Below are 24,206 nucleotides of genomic sequence, written 5' to 3'. Positions count from 1 at the left end.
GTTGCATCGCTACTTATGAAAGGCTAACTATAATTAGGATTATAAGCAACTTATTGAAAATCTTGTTTTTTTTGCAATCAATCTGATCAAATTTAAGAATAGTAACTTGTTATTTATATTAATAAATTTAATTCTATTGAAAATAGCTAAAGCATTGAAATTCTTGAATTTTAGCCGGATTAGTGAGTGGTAGTGAAATTTCTTTTACTCAAATTTAGGTATTCACTGACCGTTCTTGTTATAAATACCAGAATAATAAGCTACTGATATTCTCCACCTTTTTTATCTTTAATCCATCATAGCTAGCGATGCAACAAAGCCGGCTGGATTCCAGTGTCAAGCACTGGAATGACACCATTTGCTGTGCAGTTTACCTTCAAAAATGAATGTTCGTACAGCTATGGAATAAATCGCGGTATGACGGTTCGCAGCGGTATAGTAACTCGTCACCCCGCTACTTGTTAGCGGCTGAGATACCGCGGCGGTATGACGTAGAAGCTATACTTTTATACTCACCAACTCAGTATCCAATCTGGATCCAAGTAGTCAAGCTATTCGGATGACACCCTCATAAAGTGAAATGAGATCCCGCTAACACGTAGCGGGATGACGGGAAAAGAGGTACTGGGAGACATCCTTCCTGGTAGACCCAAATCACAATGTTCGCACAGTTGTGCGTCACGCGCTGCCGAACACTGTATGGTTATACAAGAAAAATTAAGGCTTAAAAGGAATTTTAAGTATCAGGACTCAAGGTTTTTATTCCTTCTTAATAAAACATAAAAAGCCCCTTTACCACCATGTTTTTTCGTAGCTTGTTGGTAGTATAGAACCATATGCTGGATTTTAGTGTCATTTAACCATTTATTTAAGTTACTCTTTATAGTGTCTGTTTTGTTTGTTGCACTGCCGTATCCCGTAATTACCAATAAACATCTATTTCCTGCTCGATAATTTTTGATAATAAAATCTATCAATTTACAGTAAGCATCCTCTATATTATAGCCATGCAAATCGAGCTTATCGCTTATAAAATATTTACCCCTATCAACTTTTGATTTTGTGTTTTGGTCAAGACAAAATGATGAGTTACTATTATTGGTATTAAGAAAATTCCCTTGTAAGTCGGAGGTACCTTTATCAACCATAGACTTTATATTTACTTTATGATCAACTTTCAAAGTAACTTTTCCACATTCTATTGGCTTAACATTTTTTTGCCAATCCAACTCATTGTCCGACATAAACGCATTAATCGAATTGTATAATTTTACAACAATATCCAAACATAGTAAAATGTTGCTTATTCTATAAAAACCCGATTTTCAATAATACGATGAAATCGTCAAAAACTAATGAGAATTTTTGGCTGTATGGAAAGCACACCTGCATGTCAGCACTGAAGAATAAAAATAGGCGGTGTATAGAACTGTTAGCAACAGAAAATTTCTATAGAGAGCACAAAAAAGAAATTAGGCAATGTGTAGACAGTAAGGGCATTAAAGTTCGATTAGTAGAAAGCAAAATACTTAATGACGTTTTACCCAAAGGTGCTAACCATCAGGGAATTGCTTTAAATGTTGCCCCTATTCTTTATAACTTAAGCATTGAAGAAATAGCTGAAAGCTCGAACGATAGCTCTACTATAGTCATTTTAGATCAAGTCACTGACACGCACAATATTGGGTCGATTTTAAGAACTTCAGCTTGTTTTAATGTCGACGCATTGGTTTTACCACATAACCATTCACCAAGTGAAAATGCATCTATTGCAAAAGCAGCAAGTGGAGCATTGGATATTGTCCCACTAATATACGTTACAAATATAGTAAAAACTATGCAGTATTTAAAAAAGGTCGGTTACTGGTGTTATGGGTTTGATTGCAATACTAAAGAAAATATAGATGAAATAAAGAGTTTTGAGAAAAAAAGAGTAATTATTTTTGGTTCCGAAGAGAAAGGAATGCGGAGGTTAGTTAAAGAAAACTGTGATTATCTTTTAAAAATACCAATGTCAAATGCAATTAACAGTTTAAATGTTTCAAATGCAGCAGCAATAGGCCTATATTCTATTTATATTAAAACAAATGCCAGCGCATAGCTGTTTATAATAAAAACACTTGATAAAAATATGGTTTTATATTATAATGTGTTAAGTAATGGATAAAAGGAGTTATATTATGTCTTACATGAGAAATGAACAGGATATTCGCTCTCAAGGCGCTTACTACAGTGCTGGGCTTAGAAGTTACCTAACTAAAGTATATAATTATATGGCTTTAGCTTTAGGCGTTACAGGGCTTGTCGCGTTCCTAACGGTGTTTTCAGGTCTTTTTCAGGTAATTCATTCTAATCCAGTCCTGTTGTATACAGTAATATTTTCTCCACTTGTACTAGTGTTTTTTGTATACCCTAAAATTCTACATCTTAGTGTTCAGTCTGCATTCACCATATTTTTTGCGTTTGCAGTATTAATTGGAATGTCTTCATCCTATATTTTCATAATTTATACTGCAGAAAGTATAGCAAGAGCATTTTTCATTACATCAATCATGTTCGGCTCTATCGCTTTGTATGGTAACATCACAAAAAGAGATCTAACAAGTATGGGCTCTTTTTTGAGAATGGGAGTCTGGGGATTAATTATAGCATCTGTAGTGAATTTGTTCCTTGGAAGTGGTCCACTCGATTTTGCAATATCATTCATATCGGTAATAGTGTTTACTTTAAAAACTGCATCTGACGCTCAGAGAATCAAGGATGTTTATTACAAGTATAATGATGGTTCAGAAGCTGCTACTACTAAGCTGGCAATACTTGGTGCAACTAGTCTTTACCTAGACTTTATCAATATATTTCTCAGTTTGCTCAGGTTACTTAATAACAGGGACTAAATGTTCTCCTTTTTAAGGAGAAATGATAAAAATTCTATAGTCTTCTTTTTAATATCTTTAGTTGTGTCGATGATATGTCTTACATATGCATCGGTGCCTCTATATAGCATTTTTTGTAAAGCTACTGGGTATGGTGGCACAATAAGAAAAGTAACTAACACAACAACAAATATAACTAACCAAAAGATCAGGGTCCATTTCAATGCTGATATAATGTCCGATCTACCTTGGGAATTTAAATCAGAAACTAACTATGTTGATGTAAACATAGGAGAACAAAGTTTAGCTTTTTATTACGCAAAAAATCTATCTGATCAGCCTTCATTTGGAATGGCGGTGTATAATGTTACGCCTTTCAAAGCAGGTAAGTATTTCAATAAAATTGCATGCTTTTGTTTTGAAGAGCAAATGTTGCTACCAAAACAAAAAGCAGCTATGCCCGTATCTTTCTATATAGATCCTGAGATAATGCTTGATAGTAATACAAAAGATTTAAGTGAAATAACGCTATCATACACGTTTTTTAAGCTTAAGTAACAGAATGTTTGCAAACCGTGTCATTTCAGTAATCAATAGGGTGTCATCCGAGTAGCTGACACTGGGATGACAAGAGGTAACGCAAGAAGTCTATTGATTGTGAAAACAATAACTTTGCAAAATATTAATTGTTAGATAACATAATCAAAGTTTTTGTCTTAATATTCATCATGGTTAGAGCTATACAAATTAAAAAAACTGGGGGACCAGAAGTATTAGAATTTGTAGATAAGAGCATAGGTGAGCCAAAAGGCGAGGAAGTCTTAGTGCGTCACACAACTATCGGCTTAAATCGTTATGATTTAGAGCACAGAAAAGGTACACGCAAAATTAAAAATTTACCATCAGTGCTTGGAGTGGAAGCAGTGGGAGTTATTGAAAAGCTTGGTAAAAAAATCAGTGATGGGTTGAAGGTCGGAGATAGAGTTGGATATTGCACAGCTCCTCCAGGGGCATATTGTGAAAAGCGCATTATACACCAGAAATATCTGATAAAAATTCCAGATGACATATCTGATGAAGTTGCTGCTGCAGTGCTGTTTAAAGGTATGACAGCTCACTATTTAGTTAATCAATCTTATAAAATCAGGCCTGGTGCTTTCGTGCTAGTTCATGGGGCTAATGGTGGCTTAGGACAAATAATATGCCAATGGGCAAAGGATAAAAAAGGTGTAGTGATAGGTTCTGTAAGCTCTGATGAAAAAATGAAGATAGCTTTACAAAGTGGCTGCACATACGCAATAAACTACAATGATAAAGACTTCGTTTCTAAAATTATGGAGATTACGCAAAACAGAGGAGTAGGTGCAGTATATGACCCCATAGGTTACGCTACAAGCAAGCTCTCTTTTGAATCTTTAGGCAGGTTCGGCATATACGTTTCCTATGGGCAGATATCAGGTAACGCTCCTATTAGTTTTTCTTTACTTAGTTCACGTTCGTTATTTGCAACTGGAACCTCAATATACCATTATAAGCATGATAGATTCACATTAGTGCTTACCACAATGGAAATCTTCGAGATGATAAGAAAAAAACTTTTAACTGTACGGATCAATAAAAAATATAAATTTGATGAAATAATTCAAGCACATCGTGATATGGAAAATAGAAAAGCGAGTGGGTTAAATATTATCAAAATCTCTTAAATAAATTAGTAATTTAAACTAACCATTCATTAAGTCATATCAACTAGAACTTCACATATTTAATTCTCCTTTTGGGGGAATTAAAAGCATATAGCTAAACTGACTTAGATTTACCGACAACCGTCATCCCGCTACGTGTTAGCGGAATCTATACCGCGAATAGACTTCTTGCATAACCCAAATTAAGTAGAAAAAGGTATCATCCGAGTAACTGACACTGGTTCCTTTATGACGGTAGTAGCCCTCCTTCTCCTGTCATTCCAGTGCTCTCTTCTTGTCATCCCAGTGCTTGACACTGGGATGGCTTTGTTGCATCACACTTTATGAGATGGTGATTTATGGTAAATTCATGTAACTATCTCAAATTTAGCCATACCAATATCAGTGAATTTATTAAGCAAATAGCATTTAGTTCTTTTTCTCGATTTATCTCAGATTTATTCCTAAAACTAAATCCGAATATTTGCTTTAATCTTGAGAAAAACCCTTCAATATAAGATCTTTTCCCATAATTTACTTCTTTTTTCCATTCTTTCATGCCATCTTCACCGTATAATTTTATTAACCTAATAGCAGCATTCCTGTTAGACATATAATCTATTTCTGGATGTTCTGCCGCATTGTTTATTGGTGGAATTTTTGTCTTTATATCATATTCGTTACACAACTTATAAAACTTGCGCCTATCACACGCTCTATCTGCATATAGTGCTTTTATAGCATGCTGAAAATCAACTTCTTTTAGCAAATCACAAGCTCCATAGTGATCAGAGTAGACACCGTTACTGTATTTTACAGCTATGGCTTTTTTGTTGTTTATATTCAACATTACGTGCAATTTTCTCGTTTGCTCATAGCCACGATATTTTCTGTCAGTGCTATTTTCCTTGCTGTGTGTTGTTGTATATACTAATTCCTGTACTGTCTATAGCAATTTCGATATCTTCCATATTATAGCTCTTTCCATAAAAGTCCGGATGTGATAGGATAAGGGTAGATGATGATAAGGAGGTTGAATGCCAGCAGCATATAGTTATGATTTAAGAAAAAAAGCAATGGAAGCGCTAGACGAAGGAGAAAGCAGAGAAACAGTGGCAGCAAGATTTAAGATTGGACGAACTACTTTATGGGAGTGGCAGCAAAGAAGAAAAGAAACAGGAGACTTTCAATCAAAAAAACTTGGAAATGGGGGTTACAATCACAAAATTACCGACTGGGATACCCTTGCCAAATTTGCCAGAGAACACGGAGGAAAGACTCTATCGGAAATGGCTAAACTTTGGAACAACGTTAGTATCCAAACGATCTATCGAGCCCTTAAAAAAATTGGATTTACGCGCAAAAAAAGACATATGGATACAAGGAAAGAAACGAAGAAAAACGTGCTGAATTTTTGAAAATTATAGCGACAAAAGAACCTAAAAACTTAGTGTATATAGATGAGTCTGGCATTGATAACACCGAAGACTACCCCTACGGATATTGCCAGAAAGGACAGCGGTTTTATGCCTTAAAATCTGGAAAGAAAACTCAACGAATCAGTATGGTTGCAGCCTTAAGTGGAAGAAAGATAGTTGTTCCGTTAACCTTTGAAGGCCACTGTAATATGGATGTTTTTAATGGATGGTTTGAGCAATTTTTGACACCGATCTTGGAACCTGGACAGACTGTCATTCTTGACAATGCTACTTTTCATAAGTCTGATAAGATTATCGAGCTTGCTAAAGGGGTTGGTGCAGAAATTTTGTATCTGCCGCCTTATTCTCCAGATTTCAACAAAATTGAGCATCATTGGTTTGCTATAAAAAACAGAGCCAGGAAAAACATTCCTCTATTCGAATCCTTTCGTCGTGCTGTTGATTCTGCCTTCCTATGACCTGTTCGGACTATTATGAGAAATGCTATACTACATAAGGCCTAATTTCCGGAAGATCAACTTTTTGGTGAACATAAGGTTTTTCGCATATTACAAGCTCTCCTCCGCATTCGCAAATATTAGGCAACTCTATTTTTACTACTTTATCCGCTTCCATTGTAGCATGAAAATTTCCTTTATGCCCAACCTGATCGCCAACATTCCTTTCGCTTTTTGGCTTGTCCTTTTTTGTTTTGTACAATTCTTTAGAGCTCGGTAGAGATGAATTTTTCGAGTTTAAACCAAGCCTTTCCTTTAATTCAGCGTTCTCTATCTTTAAAGCTTTATTTTCTGCTTTTAAGTTTTCTATCTCTGCTTTCAGTTTTTCTATTTTTTGCTGTAAATTTTTGCAAAGTTCTAAAAGGTTTACCACATTACCTCACTTTTGCTCTATGATTATCTTTTTAGATCACTTTGTCTACCTTATTCTACCACTCCGCTGAACGGATACCTTGGGTTAGCTATAGCTAACACCACAATTGTACTAACATTGTGATTTGAGAACAACCTTCACCAGAAAGGGTGTCATTCCAGTATTAAGCACTGGAATGACGAGAGGTAACGCAAGAAGTTTACTCTTAATAAAAACCTGATGATGAATCATTATTACCAAATTTCGGCCTATTTCTGTTGCTGAAACCAGAACGAGGACGAGGAGGCCTCTTATGGTGACTTCCTCCAGGTTTTCTACTAAATGAATTATTGTAATAATTATCCCTGTCATTTGGACCATCTTTCCTTTCCTCGTTGTAAAGCTCACCTTCAAAAAACTCTCCCGTCTCTTGGTCAACCCGACGTCTTGACAACTTTGGACACCCACCTTTTTCGAAGTCAATTACTAGTGCTTTGAAAGTATCATCTTGTTTAAGTACGCTCTCTATAGAATCTATATGTTCATTAGCTACTTCACTTATGTGCATTTTTCCTTTTCTGCCATTAAGAAATTCAAGCTCTACAATAGACTTCTCTATTCTTACAACCTTGACATCAACTATAGAACCTTGTTCTAGTTTTGTTATTGAATCAATCATCATACTCTTTGCAATTTCAGCTTCAGTGCCACTCGTAGCAAAAACAGAAACTTTACCATCATCTCCTATTTCAATTTTTGCATTACTTCTTTCACACACACTGCGTATATTTTTCCCCTTAGAACCTATAGCAGCAGAAATTTTGTCTTTATCTATGTAAAATGATAACATCCTTGGTGCATGGTCTTTGACATCATCACTGTGTTCTGAAATCACTGCATTCATTTTTTCTAAAATATGTAATCTTCCAGCTTTTGCCTGTTCTAAAGATTTTTCAACAATTTCAAAGCTTATACCAGAAATTTTCATGTCCATTTGTAGCGCCGTAACCCCTTCACTAGTTCCTGCTACTTTAAAGTCCATATCACCAAGATAATCTTCATCACCAAGTATATCGGAAAGTATTACATACTCGTCTTTATCTTTGATGAGACCCATAGCAATTCCAGCAACAGGGGCCTTTATTGGCACACCCGTATCCATTAAAGCAAGAGAAGTCCCACAAACTGTTGCCATAGAAGAAGAACCATCAGACTCCAAAATTTCGGACACTACTCTTATTGTATAAGGAAATTCAGACTTATCGGGTAAAACAGGATGAATTGCTTTCCAAGCAAGTTTGCCATGACCGATTTCTCTTCTTCCTGGTGCACGCGCAGCAGAAGTTTCTCCAACAGCAAATGAGGGAAAGTTATAATGCAACATGAAATGCTCACGTCTATCCCCTTCAATATCATCCACAATTTGCTCATCTTGAGTGGTGCCAAGAGCAGTAACAACCAGTGCCTGAGTATTGCCTCTTGTAAATAGTGCAGAACCGTGAGTTTTGGACAGAATATCAACTTCAACTTCTATCTGACGTATCTCATCATGCTTACGACCGTCTATCCTTACACTTTTCTTCCTAATTATTTCACGTACTAAAGATCTTTCAAAGTTTTTTACTGCATACATAATTAACTTTTCGTCTTTTCCAGTTTCTTTAAGAGTATTCAATATATTCTCTCTGATCGCTTCTAAAGCTTGAACTCGCTCTTGTTTTACTGTTTGCGAATATGCTTTTTCAAAATCTTTACCGTATTTTTCGAGCTCTTGTGTTATATCTGATGTATCAATAGGAGCAAAGCTCTTAGGTTTATTGCCAATTGTATCAGCAAACTCTTTTATGAGCTTAATGACAGGTTTAAGGTGTTCATGGCCAAATTTTATTGCATTAAAAACATTTTCTTCAGAGAGCTCTTTCACTTCTGATTCAACCATTAAAATTGAATTTTCATCACCGGACAAAAACAGATCCAAGCTGCTTGCTTTCATCTCTTGAACAGAAGGGTTGAGTATATAGTTATTATTTTCATCACAACCAACCATCACTCCAGCTATAGTAAAGTGAAAAGGAACACCAGAAATTGCAAGAGCTGCAACAGCACCAATCAATGCTGGCACTTCAGGAGGATTGACTGTATCATAAGTTAATAGATTGCACACCACACTAACTTCATCATTAAATCCTTCTGGAAATAGTGGTCTTATACTTCTATCTATTACCCTTGAGATTAAAGTTTCTCTATCAGATGGCTTGCCTTCTCTTTTAAAAAAGCCGCCAGGGATCTTACCCATGGCATAGCTTTTTGCGATAAACTGTACATTTAAAGGAAGAAAATCAACATTTTCTTCCTTCTTTTTACTTACAACAGTTACTAAAACAGAAGTATCACCGTAATTTACAACTACTGAACCATGAGCTTGGCGTGCTATTTTTCCTGTTTCTAAAGATAAGGTACGACCACCCCACTCTATAGATTTTTTTATAATTTTAAACATACTAAATTCCTCGATTATTTTCTAATGCCTAACTTCTCTATTAATTCCTGATAGGCTTCATTACCAAATTTACGCTTTATATAATTTAAGTGCTTGCGTCTTCTACCTATCAATATAAGTAAACCACGCTTAGAGTGATGGTCATGCTTGTGCACTTTAAAGTGCTCAGTTAAATTACTGATCCTCTCGGTCAAAATTGCACATTGTACAAAAGATGAACCTGTATCATCTTCTTTAATTGCATATATATTTATCAAACTCTTTTTCTTTTCGGATGTTATCGACATCTAAACCTCATTTTAAATATTAAAAACACGAATAGGTTTCACACAACCATAAATAAAACTGCAGATTGCAATAGGTACACTACCCACCACCGTACAACAAATATCATGATTCTTTAAATTACGCAAGTTATTTAATACAACTTCCTGACCTTTTCTGATTTTCCCCGCATCTTCTAGGGAAATTTCAACTTTGAACATCGATTTTAAAGCCGATTCAATGGGGATGACGAAACTTTTTGTATTACTCCCTGTCACTCCATCATCTTCTGTCATCCCACCCCCCTCTGTCATCCAAGTAGCTGACACTGGGATGGCTTTGTTGCATCGCTCTTCGGATAGTAGGTAACGCACAATAAATTTATGAAGCTATCTCAAATTTAGCCATACCAATATCAGTGAACTTATTGAGCAAATAGCATTTAACAAGTAGTTCCTTCTCTCTATTTGTCTCAGATTTATTCCTAAAACTAAACCCGAATGTTTGTTTCAGTCGCGAGAAAAAACTTTCTATATAAGATCTTTTTCCGTAGTTTGTTTGCCTTTTCCACCTCTTCATTCCATCTTCGCTGCATGATTTTATTAGTCTAATTGCAGCATTTCTCTCAGCCATATAGTCTAACTTTGGATGCTCTGCTGCGTTGTTTTTCGGAGGAATTTTCGTTTTTATACCATATTGATTACACAGCTTATAGAGCTTTTCTCTGTCATATGCCCTATCTGCATATAGTACTTTTATGACATACTGAAAATCGACTTCTTTTAGCAAATCACAAGCTCCATAGTGATCAGCCGTTACTGTATTTTACAGCTATGGCTTTTTTGCTGTTTGTATTCAACATTACATGCAATTTTCTTGTCTGTTCATAGCTGCGATACTTTCTATCTTCGCTATTTTCTTTGCTATGACCAGGAGTGTTGTTGTATATACTAATTCCTGTACTGTCTATAGCAATTTCGATATCTTCCATATTATTTTCTGCAATCATTGATCTTAATATTGAGTTTCTTAAACCTTCTTGATGATTGTGAATAGCTGATAACTTGCAAATTTTTCCCAATTTGCTCAAGGTATCCTGCTATAAACCCAACTGTTTGCCTCAGGCCTATTCTAAATAAACAAGTTATTATGTGCACCAAAATTACAACTTTATCGCTATAAATATTGTTGCCAACTGGTATTTTTGGACCATTCTCGTACCACTTTTCTATGGCTTCGTTGATATAATGAAAAATATTTCCTCTTTTTTCTAGAAATTTGTTATATTCGCTATGGTTACTGACCCTCATTTTTTGTGGCATATTTTTTCTTTCAAGGTTAAATGGCTATTTTATAATGAATTTTGTCAGTAGCCACCAAATTTTTTCAGTTGCTATGCAACAAAGCCATCCCAGTGTCAAGCACTGGGATGACATCACTTTTGCTTCAATATTCGCACATTAGCGGAGGTAAGCCCATTGCGAAAATCAGTATGTTAAGGCATGATTTTTAATAACCTCAACATCGCTAAATTCAAAAGTTTGGTTGCCTATAATTTGAAATTTCTCATTTCCCTTTCCTGCAACTAGCAGAATCATACCCTCGTTATAGGCAATATCTACGCCTTTCTCTATAGCTTCTCTCCTACCTCCTATCTCCAGTGCATCAGGGCAATGTAGCAAAATATCGTGGCGAATTTTTGCCGGATCTTCATCACGCGAATTATCATCTGTAATTATTACTTTATCTGCATACATTTGTGCTATTTTGCCCATTTCTGAACGTTTCGTCTGATCGCGATTTCCACCGCATCCAAAAACTAGAATTATTTTTTTGTTGATATGCCATTTTAAAGACAATAGGGCTTGTTTAAGCGCACTTGGAGTATGAGCGTAATCCACGAATGCAAAAGGTTTCACTTTTTCCATTCTTCCTGGTGGAGAAACGAGTTTTTCTACGCATATTTCTCTGTAATTTAATCCAGATATACCAATTGCACATAGCAGATTATATGCTTGAAATTTTCCTAAAACTGGGAAAAATGTATTGTAAATTTGGTTATCAATTTTTACTGTAAGATGTTGACCATTAGGGGTTGATGTTTGCTCTAATAAAGTAATATCAGAGCCTTTTTTTCCATAAGTCACAACTTTATTACTGCGTTTTTCAGCTATTTTAAGCAATGCGCCGTATTCATCTATATCCGCATTTAAAATCGCTGTTTTTCCTTCTGGTAATACTTCGTAAAATAACCTTTTTTTAGTTTCTAAATATCCACCAAGACTTTTATGGTAATCTAAATGATCTTGCGAGAAATTAGTAAAAGCTGCAGCACTCAACTTTAATCCATGGATTCTATATTGATCAATCCCATGACTTGATGCTTCTAACACTAAGTGCTCTACGTTTTTATTATCTATATCACGTAATGCTGCGTAAAGGTCATCTGCACCTGGAGTGGTAAGACTGTTGCTATTACCTTTTCTACCATTATTGATGCATGTTCCAAGTGTTCCAATAGACGCAGCATTATAGCCAGCGTTTTGCCAGATCTGGCGGCAAAATTCTACTACTGAAGTCTTGCCATTTGTGCCTGTTACAGCAGCAACATATTTTGGCTGTTTGAATTGATAAAACCTGCTGACTATTTCGCTGTATATTTCTTGAGGGTTTGGGTGGAAGATACAGATTCCAGCATCACGCGTTGGAATGATACCAAGGCTTGAAGCTTCTGTTATGCAATCACTTGCAATTATCGCTTTAGCTCCACAAGATAATATCTGATCTATGTAAATCCTATCCCTTTCTGACACACAAACAAAAAGATAACCTTCCTTGATTTTCTTGGGATTACATGTGACGCCTTTGATTTCAATATCAAAGTTAACATCAATAATGTTATGCAGTAATTCTCTCAGTTTCATGTCCTACTTCATCGTTTTGAAAGTCTAAACATGGTAACCTTTTTAGTGCGTCATTAAGGTCAAAGATCAAATCTTCAGGATCTTCCAGTCCACAAAATATCCGTATAAAACTTCCACCATAATCTGAATTCATTACAGATCTTGACATAGATCTACGATCTATTGGTAATATCAAACTGTCGCACCCTCCCCAAGAAGCACCGATACCAAAAATTTTCATGTGATCAACCATGCAGCTTAGTTCTTCACATGAATATTCTCTACCCAATACTATACTGAATACGCCGCTTGCTCCTTTAAAGTAACTTTTCCATAATTCGTGTTGAGGATGGGAGGGAAGTGCTGGGTACAAAACTTTTTTGATTTTTAAATGTTTTTCTAGCCACTTTGCCACTTCCATTGCTGTATTTTGGTGCCTTTTTATACGTGTGTGCAGTGTTCTTAGTCCCCTATGTGCAAGGTAGCAGTCGTGCGATTGAATGGTTACCCCATAATTTTTATGGCTCTCATAAAGCAATTTAAAAGTTTCACCTTCAGCAACCATAGCTCCCATCACTAAATCTGAGTGACCGGCTAGATACTTTGTTACCGCATATAGTGCAACATCAATTCCATAATCAAGCGGCTTAAATAACAAAGGAGTGGCCCATGAATTGTCGCAAACGGTTACGATTCCACGTTCTTTAGCAACTTTTACTATATGCTCTATATTCGAAATCTCAAACGTTACAGAACCAGGAGTCTCGATCATTATCAATGAAGTATTACTCTGAATTAAATCAGTTATATCCTGTGTTGGATCATAAAAAGTTACTTCTATTCCCCTGTTTGGTAACTCATTTTCGGCAAATCTCTTGAGTCGGTAATAACTGTTATCCTGAATTAAAACATGAGAACCTGCTTTAGTGAAAGTCAAAATAGCAAAAGTAAGTGCAAATAGTCCGGAAGGAAAAATAAGCGCTTGTCCACTCCCTTCAATTTCAGCCAGTGCATTTGAAAAATAATGAACAGTGGGAGTACCAACATTACTATAGCTGTAATCTCTTGCAACATCATCGTTGATTACATCGTATATACTTTCTCCATTTGCTGCATTTAAGTAGTCCTTGTAAGTAGGGAATAATATGGTAGAAGAATGATAAACTGGCGGGTTCATAGAACCTTTATAGTCATTAAATTTTCTTCCTGCTTTAACTAATATAGACTCTTCCTTCACATTTTTATTATTTATTTTTTAAATTGTACTCATCTTGCGTATACAAGTGAAGAGAAATTGCATGTATTAGCTCTATCTCACCCTTCAATAACTCATAAATCAACTTGTGTCTTTTTAGAACGCTCATTCCAATAAAGCCGTCAGATATTAATATTAATTTAATGTGCGAAGGTAATGTTGAAGATGAAGCAAAATAATGATCAGCATGCTTTGCTGATTCATCGATAATGTTGATATCAATTACATCTATCGAATCGCGTATCTTTTCTTCTATTGTTTTAATAATATCCATAATGGTTTCTTTAAGCAACAATATGCTCCTCTTGTCATCCCAGTATCAGCTACTTGGATGACAATCGCAATTACTTATTCTCTTCTTTATTATCTATGTCTTGATAATCAGAATCTACTACTTTTTCCTCTTTATCATTTGGATTTCCTTCTGATGAAAAGCCATTTTCAGCACTATTTTGTTGAGATGCTTGATACATAGCTTCTCCAAGTTTCATAGATAATTGAGAAAGATTAGTGACTTTCTGCTGTATTGAATCAGCGTCATCAATGTTATCAGATTTACTAACTTCTTTTAATTCGTTAACTGCATTTTCAATAGCAGATCTATCTTCTGGTGAAACTTTATCACCATACTCTGTCAGAGACTTTTCTGTAGAATGGACTAAGCTATCCGCTTGATTCTTCACTTCAATAAACTTTTTGCGCTTTTCATCTTCTTGCGCTTTTTCTTCAGCTTCTTTTACCATGCGATTTATTTCATCATCAGATAAACCACCTGAAGATTGAATGCGTATTTTTTGCTCTTTTCCAGTAGCTTTATCTTTTGCAGAAACGTGTGCTATTCCATTTGCATCTATATCAAATGTCACTTCAATTTGTGGCCTTCCGCGCGGAGCAGGAGGTATCCCTTCCAAACTAAACTGACCGAGTAGCTTATTATCAACTGCCAGTTTTCTTTCACCCTGATGCACCTTAATTGTAACAGCTGTTTGGTTATCTTCTGCAGTTGAAAACACCTGAGATTTTTTAGTAGGAATTGTAGTATTACGCTCAATAAGTGGAGTGAATACTCCTCCTAGAGTTTCAATACCAAGAGAAAGTGGGGTCACATCAAGTAGTAACACATCTCTTACATCACCTTGAATGATCCCCGCCTGTATTGCAGCTCCAATTGCTACAACTTCATCAGGGTTAACTCCTCTATGTGGATCTTTGCCAAAGAATTCTTTAACTTTCTCTATGACTTTTGGCATACGAGTCATGCCACCAACAAGAACCACTTCGCCAATTTGACTAGCAGATAAACCAGCATCCTCAAGAGCTTTTTTACAAGGAGCCATAGTTCTTTCGATTAAATCATTCACTAAGCTTTCAAGTTTTGCTCTCGTTAATTTCATATTTAAGTGTTTTGGACCACTTGCATCAGCTGTAATAAACGGTAGATTTATTTCCGTTTCCATTGCACTTGATAATTCAATTTTCGCTTTTTCAGCAGCTTCTTTGATTCTTTGCATAGCCATTGGATCATTTTTCAAATCAATGCCATTACTTTTCTTGAATTCATCTAGTAAATAACTCACTACTCGATTATCAAAGTCTTCACCTCCAAGATAGGTATCACCGTTTGTTGCTTTCACTTCGAAAACTCCATCACCTATTTCAAGTATTGAAACGTCAAATGTACCACCACCAAGGTCATATACTACTATTGTGTGCCCATGTTTCTTATCAAGACCATAAGTAAGTGCTGCAGCAGTCGGTTCATTTACTATTCTGAGTACATTTAATCCGGCAATTTTTCCTGCATCTTTTGTTGCTTGACGTTGAGAGTCGTTGAAGTATGCTGGCACTGTTATCACAGCATCTTTTACTTCCTCTCCAAGATAAGCTTCTGCTGCCTCTTTCATGTTTTGTAGTATAAATGCACCAATTTGACTAGGAGAATATTCTTTATTATCAGTTGTTTTAACCCATGCATCACCACTTTTTGCTGCAAATACTTTGTATGGTACACTTAGATTTTTCATCTCAGGATCACTATATTGACGGCCTATTAATCTCTTAGTAGCAAAAAAGGTATTACTTGCATTGGTGGTTGCTTGCCTTTTTGCTGGAGCACCAATCAACCTTTCTCCTGAAGAAGTCAATGCAACTATAGATGGAGTAGTTCTTGCCCCTTCTTTATTTTCTATTACCTTTGTATCCTTGCCCTGCATTATTGCAACACAAGAATTTGTTGTTCCGAGATCTATGCCTATTGCTCTTCCCATAATGAGTACCCCATTGTAAATATTATCTGATATAAGAATATATAAGTATAGGGCTCATTAATTACAAGCCCAATTTAGGTTTCTAATTAGTTATTAGAACTTAAAAGGCGCGAAAGCCACTTAGTCAGCCAAAAATTGCCTCGTAGTTTATTTGAATTATCAGCTTCTTCATTGCTGCTATCCCCAATTTGGTATCCAGAGTTCTGTAATGGCTTATAACCGTTTAAATTAACATCATCTCCTTGTTTTAAAACAAATGTATTTACATCTAAACTGTTATCAATACTAACGTTCAATGTAATATTAAACTCTTTTTCGATTGTAGAAACTGTATTGCGTTTGTTATTAAAAATGTGCGCTATAACTGCACTGTGTGCTACTAAATCAAAAGACTTATTTCGATTCTTGTTAGCAATATGTTGTAAATCCCTTAGTATTGATGAAACAATTACTTCGTTTGATTTTACTCTTCCAGTACCTTTGCAGTGTAAACACTCTGTAGTATTAATTTCTTGTATGTTTGGTTTAATTCTTTGTCTTGAAAATACCATTAAACCAAAGTCATTTATGTAGCTAAATTGAACTTTAGCTTTATCATCTTTAAACGCTTGCTTTATAGCAGACTCAACAGCTCTGCAATACTGATATTTCAACATATCAATAAAATCGACTACTATTAATCCTGATAGGCCCCTAAGATTCACCTGTCTTGATATTTCAGGTACTGCTTCCATGTTGGTTCTATAAGCTGTTTCTTCTACGCTATCTTCTCCTGTCATCTTTCCTGAATTTACGTCTATTGAAACAAACGCCTCAGTTAAAGTTATTATCAAAGACCCACCAGATGGCAATTCTACTCTATTGCTATATAACTCAGAAATTTGATCTTCGATTCCGTAGTAAGTAAAGATCGGAGCATAACCTCTATACAATCTATAGCGCAACTTACTACCTTTTAGTGCATTGTTAGCATATTGCCTAACTGCCTCAAAAGCTTCCTTTCCAGACACTATAACTTCTATACCATCGCTACAAAAATCACGAACAGATCTCATAATTACATCTGCTTCATTGTAAATTAATGATGGAACGTTTACAGAGAAGGCATTTTTTTGAATGCTCTGCCATAATGAGGATAAGTAATTGTAATCCTGCTCAATTTCTTTCTTATTTTTTCCTGAACCAACAGTTCTTACTATTAAACCTGATCTTTTTGGCAAGTTTATTGAACTCAGTATCTCCTTTAACTGCTTTCTGACATTAGCATCTTCAATTCTGCGAGACACTCCACCTTTACTCATGGAATTTGGCATGAAAACACAGTATCTACCCACTAAAGTTATGTATGTTGTAAATGAAGCTCCTTTATTGCCTCGTTCCTCTTTAGTTAGCTGGACCAATACTTTTTGATTTACTGAAATAACATCTTGTAATTTGTATTTTTTATATAAAGGTACCTCTCTTACAAAACCACTACCTGATCCGTTGACATTCTTACTAGCTGCAGAATCTGAAGAAACATTTGCTGAGGCTTCTTCTATACAATCGTCATTTGAGTAGCCCTCAAAGATAGTTTCCTTTTCTTTTTCTGGAATGTTGAAGTAATCTAGAGATATCTCGGAAAAAGACAAAAAACCTTGCTTATTTTTCCCATATTCAATAAATACGGCTTGCAAAGAAGGCTCTATACGCTTTATATAAGCAACGTATATATTACCTCTTAATTGTTTTTTTTCCTTGAATTCTTGTTCAAATTCTACAACCTTGTTATTAATTGACAAGGCAACTCTTACCTCATTAGAACAGATAGAATTTTCTATCAACAATACCCTTTTACCACTATTTGTCACTTATTTACCGTTTGCTTTTTATTCTGAAGTTAACTTTATGCTACTTAATGCACTGTTGATTGTCAAGGATTTTGCAATCTGCATTATTCGATTGACTTTTAGTATTTTGCGTAATAAACTCGCATAGAATTTATTATATCATTATAAGTATGGCGAAAAAAAATGCTTCTTTGCTCGTTAAGTTAGTCAGCACTGCAATCAAGATAACAAAAACTGGTGAAGAAAAATCAACTGGCTATTTTTATGTAAAAAAGCGTAATCCAAAAAAGCTCACCAAAAAACTGGAGTTTAGGAAGTATGACCCAGTAGTCAGAAGGCATGTGTTATTTAAAGAAGAAAAACTAAAGTAATTTTTTTATAAGGAATTTTATTATTATGCAAAATTTACAATTAAGTTATCCTATAATAGTAGAGTTGGGGGATGTGAAAGATACAAAACTGAAATTAATAAAGGTCATTGCACAATTAATAAGTAAGAAGTACACAACACAGAAAAAAGCAGCAAACGCTCTAAAGATTGATCAACCTAAAGTATCTCAAATCAATAGGTCAAAAATCGAAGGGTTCTCCTTAGAATACTTGCTTAACTTATTGATTGTATTGGGCCAAGACATAAACGTAAGAATAAAGCATAATTCTAAACCTGCATAATATGGTATCCGTTCAGCGGAGTGGCAAAATAAGGTAGACAAGATAAATCAACCCCGGTGTCAAGCACTGGGATGACAAGGTATAAACCTTATCGTCATGCCGCCGCGAACCGTCATACCGCGATTCATTCGCGGTATCTCTAGATCCCGCTAACAAGTAGCGGGATGACGGTTATCAGGCCAGCACCCCTACGATGTCATCCCAGTCTGGGATCCAGGAATTTTATTAAGTTAGTAAGCATAAAAGTAGCCGTTTTATGTTAAAATACAACGTTTTGATGATTATGAAAAAGCTGGATTCCAGACTGGAATGACACCATTTGTTGTAAACTCACTTCTTCTTGATTTGTAGAACAATAAAACAGTAAGCTAAAAGGGAACTTATTACTCAACAAAACAAGACTTAAAATTTTGTGCAATGCTATTGATTATAGCTAGATATGCATCTTTTCCAGGCTCTATGTCTGATCCAATAGGATCAAGAACTACCATTTTTGCGTCATTAGAAAGGGCGTTAGGCTTTATGCTATCTTCCTGTGAATGAGCAAATATACATTTAACGTTTTCTTCCTTCATTATCTTTTTTAGCTTCATTAAACTCTTCATACCTATGTAAGAATCCTCTTCTATGGAAAGAATAGCGCTTGGATGATTTAGACCGAAATATTTTTCAAAATATTGATAAGCATCATGAGTAACGATGTATTTTTGATTTTTAAAATCATTCAGTTCTTTCATGATTTCTTTTACTTCTTGGTCTATTTTTTTTATAGCTTTTGTTGCATTAGAACTGTATCGATGGGAATTTCCTTTATCTATGTCAGACAATGTTGCACTTATAGAAAGTATCATGCTCTTTGCATTTTCGGGACTCAGCCACATGTGTAAATCTTTTTCATCTTGAATGTGAGTGATTTTTCTAGAAAATGAATGTGGCCGAGTAGGAAGTAGGTTGATTGCCTTTGACAATTGCACTAGTTCTTTATTATTTTTGGCGAAAGTTTGAACAAACGTCTCTAAGTTATCGTCAACATAAAATATAACGTCACTTGATTCTAAATTACTCGCATCAGATGGCTTTAATATATAATTATGTGCAGATGTTGCATAGCCAAGCAATTCCGGTTCTAAAATCCCTTCTGTAACAGAAGCTACAAGTGAGTGGATAGGTTTGATTGTAGCTACAACTTTTAAATTGGATGAAAAGGCAATATTATAGTATAGTGTAAGTGAAAGTAATAGAAAAAAAGCCAGTAAATGTCTCATATAAACGTTGAGAAGAAGTTAAATTTTGTCAATAAATTGAATAATGTCAATAATCGTGTTCTAAAAATAGAAAATCTTGCTCTCGCATATGATGGTAAAAGAATCCTTGACAATATCAATATGTTCATGGAAAGAGGAGACATAATTACAATACTTGGTCCAAATGGTGGAGGTAAAACCTCTTTAGTGAAAGCAATTGCTGGTATAAATAAAAATTATACTGGAAATATTGTGTTAGCTGAGAACACAAAAATTAGCTACATGCCGCAAAATTTTAGTATTAGTAATTTGATGCCAATAACAGTTGAATATTTTCTTTTAAATAGCTCCTTGAAAAGACTAAAGAAAAATCAATCCATTATTACAGAAACGATAGAGTTGGCTGGTATCGGTAACATTTTGAAAAATCAAGTATTAGAAATTTCTGCAGGGCAAACACAATTATTACTGCTTGCACGTTGTTTAATTGCAGAGCCTGACTTGATCATTCTAGATGAGCCAGTTAGTGCAATGGATATTAACGCACGGGCTAAATTTTATGATATTATAAATAAAATAGCAAAAAAACGATTGGTATCGATTCTTATGACTTCTCATGATCTTAACTCTGCTCTACCATCCTCAGATTACATAATTTGTATAAATAATACTATCTATTGCCAAGGCAAGCCTGATGAGATTATGAAAAATAGAACCCTAAATGAAATATTTAGCAGTTACGCAGCGAAATGATTCAAAATATTTTGCGTCTTCTGCACATAACTACGGTGCTGACGCGTTACAATATATTACCTTATTTACTTCCACCATCAAAAAAATCAATAAATAAAATACAAGGCCACAAGCTAAAGTGTGCTCTTGAAAAATTAGGTCCGGTGTTCATTAAGTTTGGGCAGTCTATCTCATCACGTACTGATGTTTTAAATGAAGATATAACAAATAACTTGTTATTGATATGTGATAGATTGCCATCGTTTTCACATAAAATAGCAGTTAAAACTATAGAAAGTGAGTTTAATTGTAAATTGAGCGACATTTTTTCAAGCTTTTCTGAAAAGCCAATTGCAGCAGCATCGATTTCTCAGGTGCATAGAGCGGTTACAACTGAGGGTAAGGAAGTTGCTGTGAAGGTTTTAAGGCCAAATATTGAGAAAACATTCTCAAGGGATATAAAAATGCTTTCTTGGCTCGCAGAAATTGCAGAAAAATTTAGCGAACAATCAAAAAGGCTGAGGCCAATTGAATTAGTTAAAACTTTTGCTGAAATTTGCCGATTAGAGTTAGATCTACGTTTTGAAGCTGCTCACTCTTCGGAACTAAAGGAAAACACAAAAAATGACAGAGGTTTTTACGTACCTGAAGTAGATTGGAATAGAACTTCGAAAAAGGTTTTAACATTAGAATGGATAGAAGCAACGCCAATATACGAAGTTGAAAAACTGAATAATCATAAGCAAATAGCTATCAATCTTATAGAATCGTTTTGTAATCAGGTATACAGGGATTGTTTTTTTCATGCTGATATGCATCCTGGAAATCTAATGGTTGATAGTAATAACAATATTATTGCTCTGGATTGTGGAATCATGGGTAGAATAGATCGTGAGACATGCTATTACGTTATAGAGATACTCAAAGGCTTTTTAAATCGGGATTATGATCACGTTGCAAAAATGCACTTTAAAGCTGGTTACGTTTCATCACAGCATAGAAATTTTGTCACAGCTTGCAGGGCAATAGGTGAACCCATTATTGGGCAGCCTATACAGAAGATTTCATTTGCTAGTTTACTTGCTCAGCTATTAAAAATAACTGGTGATTTTGATATGAAAGTTCAAACACAATTGTTATTGCTGCAGAAAACTATGATTTTACTGGAAGGGACATGTAGAAAGATCTACCCAGAAATCAATATGTGGAAAGTAGTTGAAGCGTGGATAAGCAGTCAACATGAAAATAAAATAGGGTATAGGGAAAAAATTAGAAGTTCTTATCCCATAAAAACAATCCAAGGAATATTTAGCCTTATAGAAAAATTGAACCTAATAGCTGATAAAAAATTAGAAAACATCCAAATTAAAAATAAATCAAATGGAAAAGTCTATTTTTTGCTGTGGTTTGTAATTATAATTCTAATCGTTAAACTTTTAATTTCTTAAACTATGGGAAAAAACTGCGTCAAATCCAATTTTTATTCAACTTAATTTTTAATCTGCAGGAGCCGAGTTGAGAATGTCCAATTTTCCACTTTCTTTATGTATCTGTTCAGCAGAGTGGCAAAATAAGGTAGACGAGAAAAGACAACTATAGGAACAAATGGGTGTCATGCCAGTGCGTGACACCATACGCGTCAAGTTAAGAGATTGTGAGCAAATTTAGAGAGGTTAAAGTGGATACTCTAGCCCTTCTACGTTTGTCTTTTAATGAAAATCGCGACCAAGTTATAGTGAGTTTTTTAAGAAATGCTTTTAAACTATTAATTTTGGTTAATACTAAAAATAACTCTCTAACCCGCCTTTTTAGCTCAATAAATGCCTTTGTTAAGCTAAGTTCTGTATTCTTTTTCACTTCTGTGCAACCAACTATGCCGTGAAATATAAGAATTGCGCACAATTTAGCATATAGTTCACATAATACTCTGCATGGCTTTCCTTTTAGCTTATCAAGCCTGATATGGCTTTTATACAATTTAAATAATAACTCAATTTGCCACCTTACTCTGTAAATCGTTAATACTTGCTCAGCACTAATTTTATTTTCTGGAACATTAGTTATAAATATTGACCAGTTCAACAATTTTTGATTTCTTTTAGAGGATGTATATCCCTGCGATCTTGCTAATCTATTAGCTTTCCTTCTTCTGGCCATAGACTGTTCTTCAGTTAGTTTCTGACATATAATTCTTACTCTAATTTTTGCTTCTTTTCCTAACAATACCTCGTTTTCTAAAAATAACTTATCCTCTAAACATTCTAATAACTCCATTTTTTGATTTGTTTCTACATCATATATGTTGGTATCGGATTTATAACGACTTATGAAATAAGCTCCTATTTCATTGATTTGTTTAAAAGAACTTGGCACAAAATAACCGAGATCAGATATTAGCAAATCATTGCTTAATATATTACTTAAATGTTTCCTATATCCCTGGTCTGATCTTACCCCCTCCGTTAAATTAAGTTGGTCTATTATCTGATTCATGTAGTCGAAAACTAATTGTAACTTTATTCCAGACTTAGTATTGCTTTCATAGCCACTGTAGCTAGTACCATAACCTTTATACATCTCTTCCATACTGTTAGGTAGAGTAATATAGCTACTGTCCAATAATTTAACACTATTAAATTGCTGTAAGATTTTGCAATCAACTTGCAAGATATTTTTAAAGAGAATCACAGATTCATTATACATCCTTTTCATAAATTCCACTGCTTCTTCAGTAAATCTAAAATCCAAACCTTGTTTTGTTATATCTATCGAGTCCTCGTTTAGTAATTGACACATTGTTTCTACGCTACAATTATCAACTCCTATATTACCCAAGACCATGGCTTTTACGAATGATGAACCTTTTAGCTTTCTCTTTCTTTTTATAAACCTTGTTGTAATTGAGATTTTCTCTGCTTTTTCATTAAAAATTTCTTTGAGCTTTTTTGATAAGCAAGTTATTTTATTCATTGGTTCTCTCACTAAAAGTATATCTGGGAGAACTTATACCTTATTATTCTATCTCTTTCATACCTTTATTTCCTTAACTTGACGCGTATGGTGCGTGACACTGGCCTCTTGTTTCAATGTTAAACAAAATACCATAGAATTCAAAAAGACAATTCCTAGAAAATTTCTACATCCAAAAAAGGCATAAGTTATGTTAATGCTGTTTGAATGAGATGATATAAAGATAAGCCAAATTTTTACAAAGAAAACATTTCAAGCAGCAAGACACCTTTGATTGAAAGAGAGCACCAAATTTATGGGGTGAGTAACTGCGCTATTTCAACTATAGTATTTTCTAAAACGAATGATAAACGTCTAAAATGGTATTACCAACTAAAAGGTGTAAGTCTGTACATTGATGCATTAGAGGTCTGAGGCAACTTTTGATGGTGTGCCAACAATGCTCTATCGGATTTAGATCAGGTGAATATGTTGGAAGATAAAGCAAATGACAGCCAAAAGACTCTATTAATGACTTTGTTTTGGGAGTTTTATGGAATGTAGCATTATCCATAACTATGGTTGTATCACGCTGTAATTGTGGAAGTAATCTTCGCTCTAACCATACATTAAATATATCTTTATTACACCCTCCTGTGAAGGTCATTGGTGCAATAAACTTCTCATCCACCTATTATACTCACTCTTTCCCGCTTTTTTCCTGGAACATCAGCATATATTTTTT

Annotated in this window: 21 protein-coding genes and 3 pseudogenes; 9 read left to right on the top strand and 15 right to left on the bottom strand. The window is 34.8% G+C overall.

All coding sequences use genetic code 11. The annotated features are described in order from the left end of the window. Positions 1-743: 743 nt before the first annotated feature. Positions 744-1,244 carry a Smr/MutS family protein gene (locus OPR50_RS08155; protein ID WP_319606719.1) on the bottom strand — a complete coding sequence of 167 codons (501 nt, stop codon included), beginning with the start codon at positions 1,242-1,244 and terminating at the stop codon, positions 744-746. A 92-nt stretch (positions 1,245-1,336) separates the two neighbouring features. Between OPR50_RS08155 and rlmB the strand changes: the two genes are divergently transcribed. The 4 genes from rlmB (at position 1,337) to OPR50_RS08135 (ending at position 4,579) form a co-directional block, all read left to right on the top strand. Then, positions 1,337-2,101 carry a 23S rRNA (guanosine(2251)-2'-O)-methyltransferase RlmB gene (gene rlmB, locus OPR50_RS08150; RefSeq protein ID WP_213863167.1) on the top strand — a complete coding sequence of 255 codons (765 nt, stop codon included), beginning with the start codon at positions 1,337-1,339 and terminating at the stop codon, positions 2,099-2,101. Positions 2,102-2,180: 79 nt separating this feature from the next. After that, positions 2,181-2,894: a Bax inhibitor-1/YccA family protein gene (locus tag OPR50_RS08145; RefSeq protein ID WP_265024335.1), complete on the top strand. Its 714-nt coding sequence runs from the start codon at positions 2,181-2,183 to the stop codon at positions 2,892-2,894. Beyond that, the gene (locus tag OPR50_RS08140) at positions 2,895-3,431 is read left to right on the top strand and encodes a cytochrome c oxidase assembly protein (protein ID WP_213863166.1); all 537 of its coding nucleotides are present in this window, start codon (positions 2,895-2,897) and stop codon (positions 3,429-3,431) included. Between the two features lie 170 nt (positions 3,432-3,601). Continuing rightward, entirely contained in the window at positions 3,602-4,579 is a 978-nt protein-coding gene (locus tag OPR50_RS08135) for a quinone oxidoreductase family protein (protein WP_264723920.1), read from the top strand. Positions 4,580-4,926: 347 nt separating this feature from the next. Here OPR50_RS08135 and OPR50_RS08130 read toward each other — a convergent pair. Next, positions 4,927-5,532, bottom strand: a pseudogene (locus OPR50_RS08130) (transposase); the annotation flags it as partial. Positions 5,533-5,595: 63 nt separating this feature from the next. Here OPR50_RS08130 and OPR50_RS08125 point away from each other — a divergent pair. Next, positions 5,596-6,455 (top strand): IS630 family transposase gene (locus tag OPR50_RS08125; RefSeq protein WP_265024057.1). Its coding sequence is split into 2 segments (ribosomal slippage): positions 5,596-5,920 and positions 5,920-6,455, totalling 861 coding nucleotides; the frame shifts between segments, so codons are not numbered across the junction. Positions 6,456-6,483: 28 nt separating this feature from the next. On the opposite strand, the pseudogene OPR50_RS08120 reads toward OPR50_RS08125, so the two are convergent. The 10 genes and pseudogenes from OPR50_RS08120 to OPR50_RS08065 form a co-directional block, all read right to left on the bottom strand. Continuing rightward, positions 6,484-6,867: pseudogene (locus OPR50_RS08120) on the bottom strand (IS66 family transposase); the annotation flags it as partial. A gap of 205 nt (positions 6,868-7,072) precedes the next feature. Further along, positions 7,073-9,346 (bottom strand): polyribonucleotide nucleotidyltransferase, encoded by a 2,274-nt coding sequence (pnp, locus tag OPR50_RS08115; protein ID WP_264339651.1) that lies wholly within the window; start codon positions 9,344-9,346, stop codon positions 7,073-7,075. Between the two features lie 14 nt (positions 9,347-9,360). Further along, on the bottom strand, positions 9,361-9,633 hold the full coding sequence (gene rpsO / locus OPR50_RS08110; RefSeq protein ID WP_006279944.1) for a 30S ribosomal protein S15: 273 nt from the start codon (positions 9,631-9,633) through the stop codon (positions 9,361-9,363). Positions 9,634-9,645: 12 nt separating this feature from the next. Continuing rightward, positions 9,646-9,906, bottom strand: a complete 261-nt coding sequence (locus OPR50_RS08105) for a hypothetical protein (RefSeq protein WP_012673289.1) — start codon at positions 9,904-9,906, stop codon at positions 9,646-9,648. 85 nt (positions 9,907-9,991) lie between these two features. Then, a pseudogene (locus OPR50_RS09000) lies at positions 9,992-10,932 on the bottom strand (IS5 family transposase). A 165-nt stretch (positions 10,933-11,097) separates the two neighbouring features. Further along, positions 11,098-12,534 (bottom strand): Mur ligase family protein, encoded by a 1,437-nt coding sequence (locus OPR50_RS08085; RefSeq protein WP_264339652.1) that lies wholly within the window; start codon positions 12,532-12,534, stop codon positions 11,098-11,100. Then, positions 12,509-13,750 carry a cystathionine beta-lyase gene (metC, locus tag OPR50_RS08080; protein WP_264339653.1) on the bottom strand — a complete coding sequence of 414 codons (1,242 nt, stop codon included), beginning with the start codon at positions 13,748-13,750 and terminating at the stop codon, positions 12,509-12,511. The genes OPR50_RS08085 and metC overlap by 26 nt, the downstream gene beginning before the upstream one ends. 7 nt (positions 13,751-13,757) lie before the next feature. Beyond that, positions 13,758-14,042, bottom strand: a complete 285-nt coding sequence (locus tag OPR50_RS08075; protein ID WP_077188332.1) for a BolA family protein — start codon at positions 14,040-14,042, stop codon at positions 13,758-13,760. A 70-nt stretch (positions 14,043-14,112) separates the two neighbouring features. Further along, a complete protein-coding gene (gene dnaK / locus OPR50_RS08070) occupies positions 14,113-16,035 on the bottom strand; it encodes a molecular chaperone DnaK (protein ID WP_265024056.1) in 1,923 nt (640 codons plus the stop codon). An 86-nt stretch (positions 16,036-16,121) separates the two neighbouring features. After that, positions 16,122-17,885, bottom strand: a complete 1,764-nt coding sequence (locus tag OPR50_RS08065) for an Rne/Rng family ribonuclease (protein ID WP_265024055.1) — start codon at positions 17,883-17,885, stop codon at positions 16,122-16,124. 149 nt (positions 17,886-18,034) lie between these two features. On the opposite strand from OPR50_RS08065, the gene rpmG reads away from it, so the two are divergent. Beyond that, the gene (gene rpmG, locus OPR50_RS08060) at positions 18,035-18,235 is read left to right on the top strand and encodes a 50S ribosomal protein L33 (RefSeq protein ID WP_010082633.1); all 201 of its coding nucleotides are present in this window, start codon (positions 18,035-18,037) and stop codon (positions 18,233-18,235) included. A 73-nt stretch (positions 18,236-18,308) separates the two neighbouring features. Next, positions 18,309-18,536 (top strand): helix-turn-helix domain-containing protein, encoded by a 228-nt coding sequence (locus tag OPR50_RS08055; RefSeq protein WP_264339655.1) that lies wholly within the window; start codon positions 18,309-18,311, stop codon positions 18,534-18,536. Between the two features lie 383 nt (positions 18,537-18,919). Here OPR50_RS08055 and OPR50_RS08050 read toward each other — a convergent pair whose 3' ends face one another. Further along, on the bottom strand, positions 18,920-19,801 hold the full coding sequence (locus tag OPR50_RS08050; protein WP_010962934.1) for a zinc ABC transporter substrate-binding protein: 882 nt from the start codon (positions 19,799-19,801) through the stop codon (positions 18,920-18,922). Between OPR50_RS08050 and OPR50_RS08045 the strand changes: the two genes are divergently transcribed. Both OPR50_RS08045 and ubiB read left to right on the top strand, forming a co-directional pair. Then, entirely contained in the window at positions 19,793-20,533 is a 741-nt protein-coding gene (locus OPR50_RS08045) for a metal ABC transporter ATP-binding protein (RefSeq protein WP_038199232.1), read from the top strand. The two genes, OPR50_RS08050 and OPR50_RS08045, sit on opposite strands and share 9 nt — an antisense overlap. After that, positions 20,530-21,960, top strand: coding sequence for a 2-polyprenylphenol 6-hydroxylase (ubiB, locus tag OPR50_RS08040; RefSeq protein WP_264339656.1), 1,431 nt, complete (start codon positions 20,530-20,532; stop codon positions 21,958-21,960). Before OPR50_RS08045 ends, ubiB begins: the two co-directional genes overlap by 4 nt. 196 nt (positions 21,961-22,156) lie before the next feature. Here the strand turns inward: ubiB and OPR50_RS08035 are convergent, their stop codons facing one another. Then, complete coding sequence (locus OPR50_RS08035; RefSeq protein WP_265023871.1) at positions 22,157-23,482, bottom strand: IS4 family transposase; 1,326 nt, start codon at positions 23,480-23,482, stop codon at positions 22,157-22,159. A 334-nt stretch (positions 23,483-23,816) separates the two neighbouring features. Further along, positions 23,817-24,128 carry a transposase gene (locus OPR50_RS08700; protein ID WP_022626381.1) on the bottom strand — a complete coding sequence of 104 codons (312 nt, stop codon included), beginning with the start codon at positions 24,126-24,128 and terminating at the stop codon, positions 23,817-23,819. Positions 24,129-24,206: the final 78 nt, after the last annotated feature.

It is taken from the genome of Wolbachia endosymbiont (group A) of Epagoge grotiana (assembly GCF_947251775.1).
Taxonomy (GTDB): Bacteria; Pseudomonadota; Alphaproteobacteria; order Rickettsiales; family Anaplasmataceae; genus Wolbachia; species Wolbachia pipientis.
Note: the sequence above shows the minus strand (reverse complement) of the source record. Positions and strands in the feature narration are given on the sequence as shown.

What these genes read in the sequence shown, in the direction of transcription:
- OPR50_RS08075 (WP_077188332.1), bottom strand. Translation starts at nt 14,042, where the DNA reads ATGGATATTATTAAAACAATAGAAGAAAAGATACGCGATTCGATAGAT.
- ubiB (WP_264339656.1), top strand. Translation starts at nt 20,530, where the DNA reads ATGATTCAAAATATTTTGCGTCTTCTGCACATAACTACGGTGCTGACG.
- OPR50_RS08105 (WP_012673289.1), bottom strand. Translation starts at nt 9,906, where the DNA reads ATGACAGAAGATGATGGAGTGACAGGGAGTAATACAAAAAGTTTCGTC.
- dnaK (WP_265024056.1), bottom strand. Translation starts at nt 16,035, where the DNA reads ATGGGAAGAGCAATAGGCATAGATCTCGGAACAACAAATTCTTGTGTT.
- rlmB (WP_213863167.1), top strand. Translation starts at nt 1,337, where the DNA reads ATGAAATCGTCAAAAACTAATGAGAATTTTTGGCTGTATGGAAAGCAC.
- OPR50_RS08135 (WP_264723920.1), top strand. Translation starts at nt 3,602, where the DNA reads ATGGTTAGAGCTATACAAATTAAAAAAACTGGGGGACCAGAAGTATTA.
- pnp (WP_264339651.1), bottom strand. Translation starts at nt 9,346, where the DNA reads ATGTTTAAAATTATAAAAAAATCTATAGAGTGGGGTGGTCGTACCTTA.
- OPR50_RS08140 (WP_213863166.1), top strand. Translation starts at nt 2,895, where the DNA reads ATGTTCTCCTTTTTAAGGAGAAATGATAAAAATTCTATAGTCTTCTTT.
- rpsO (WP_006279944.1), bottom strand. Translation starts at nt 9,633, where the DNA reads ATGTCGATAACATCCGAAAAGAAAAAGAGTTTGATAAATATATATGCA.
- OPR50_RS08035 (WP_265023871.1), bottom strand. Translation starts at nt 23,482, where the DNA reads ATGAATAAAATAACTTGCTTATCAAAAAAGCTCAAAGAAATTTTTAAT.
- OPR50_RS08155 (WP_319606719.1), bottom strand. Translation starts at nt 1,244, where the DNA reads ATGTCGGACAATGAGTTGGATTGGCAAAAAAATGTTAAGCCAATAGAA.
- OPR50_RS08700 (WP_022626381.1), bottom strand. Translation starts at nt 24,128, where the DNA reads ATGACCTTCACAGGAGGGTGTAATAAAGATATATTTAATGTATGGTTA.
- OPR50_RS08145 (WP_265024335.1), top strand. Translation starts at nt 2,181, where the DNA reads ATGTCTTACATGAGAAATGAACAGGATATTCGCTCTCAAGGCGCTTAC.
- rpmG (WP_010082633.1), top strand. Translation starts at nt 18,035, where the DNA reads ATGGCGAAAAAAAATGCTTCTTTGCTCGTTAAGTTAGTCAGCACTGCA.
- OPR50_RS08085 (WP_264339652.1), bottom strand. Translation starts at nt 12,534, where the DNA reads ATGAAACTGAGAGAATTACTGCATAACATTATTGATGTTAACTTTGAT.
- OPR50_RS08050 (WP_010962934.1), bottom strand. Translation starts at nt 19,801, where the DNA reads ATGAGACATTTACTGGCTTTTTTTCTATTACTTTCACTTACACTATAC.
- OPR50_RS08045 (WP_038199232.1), top strand. Translation starts at nt 19,793, where the DNA reads ATGTCTCATATAAACGTTGAGAAGAAGTTAAATTTTGTCAATAAATTG.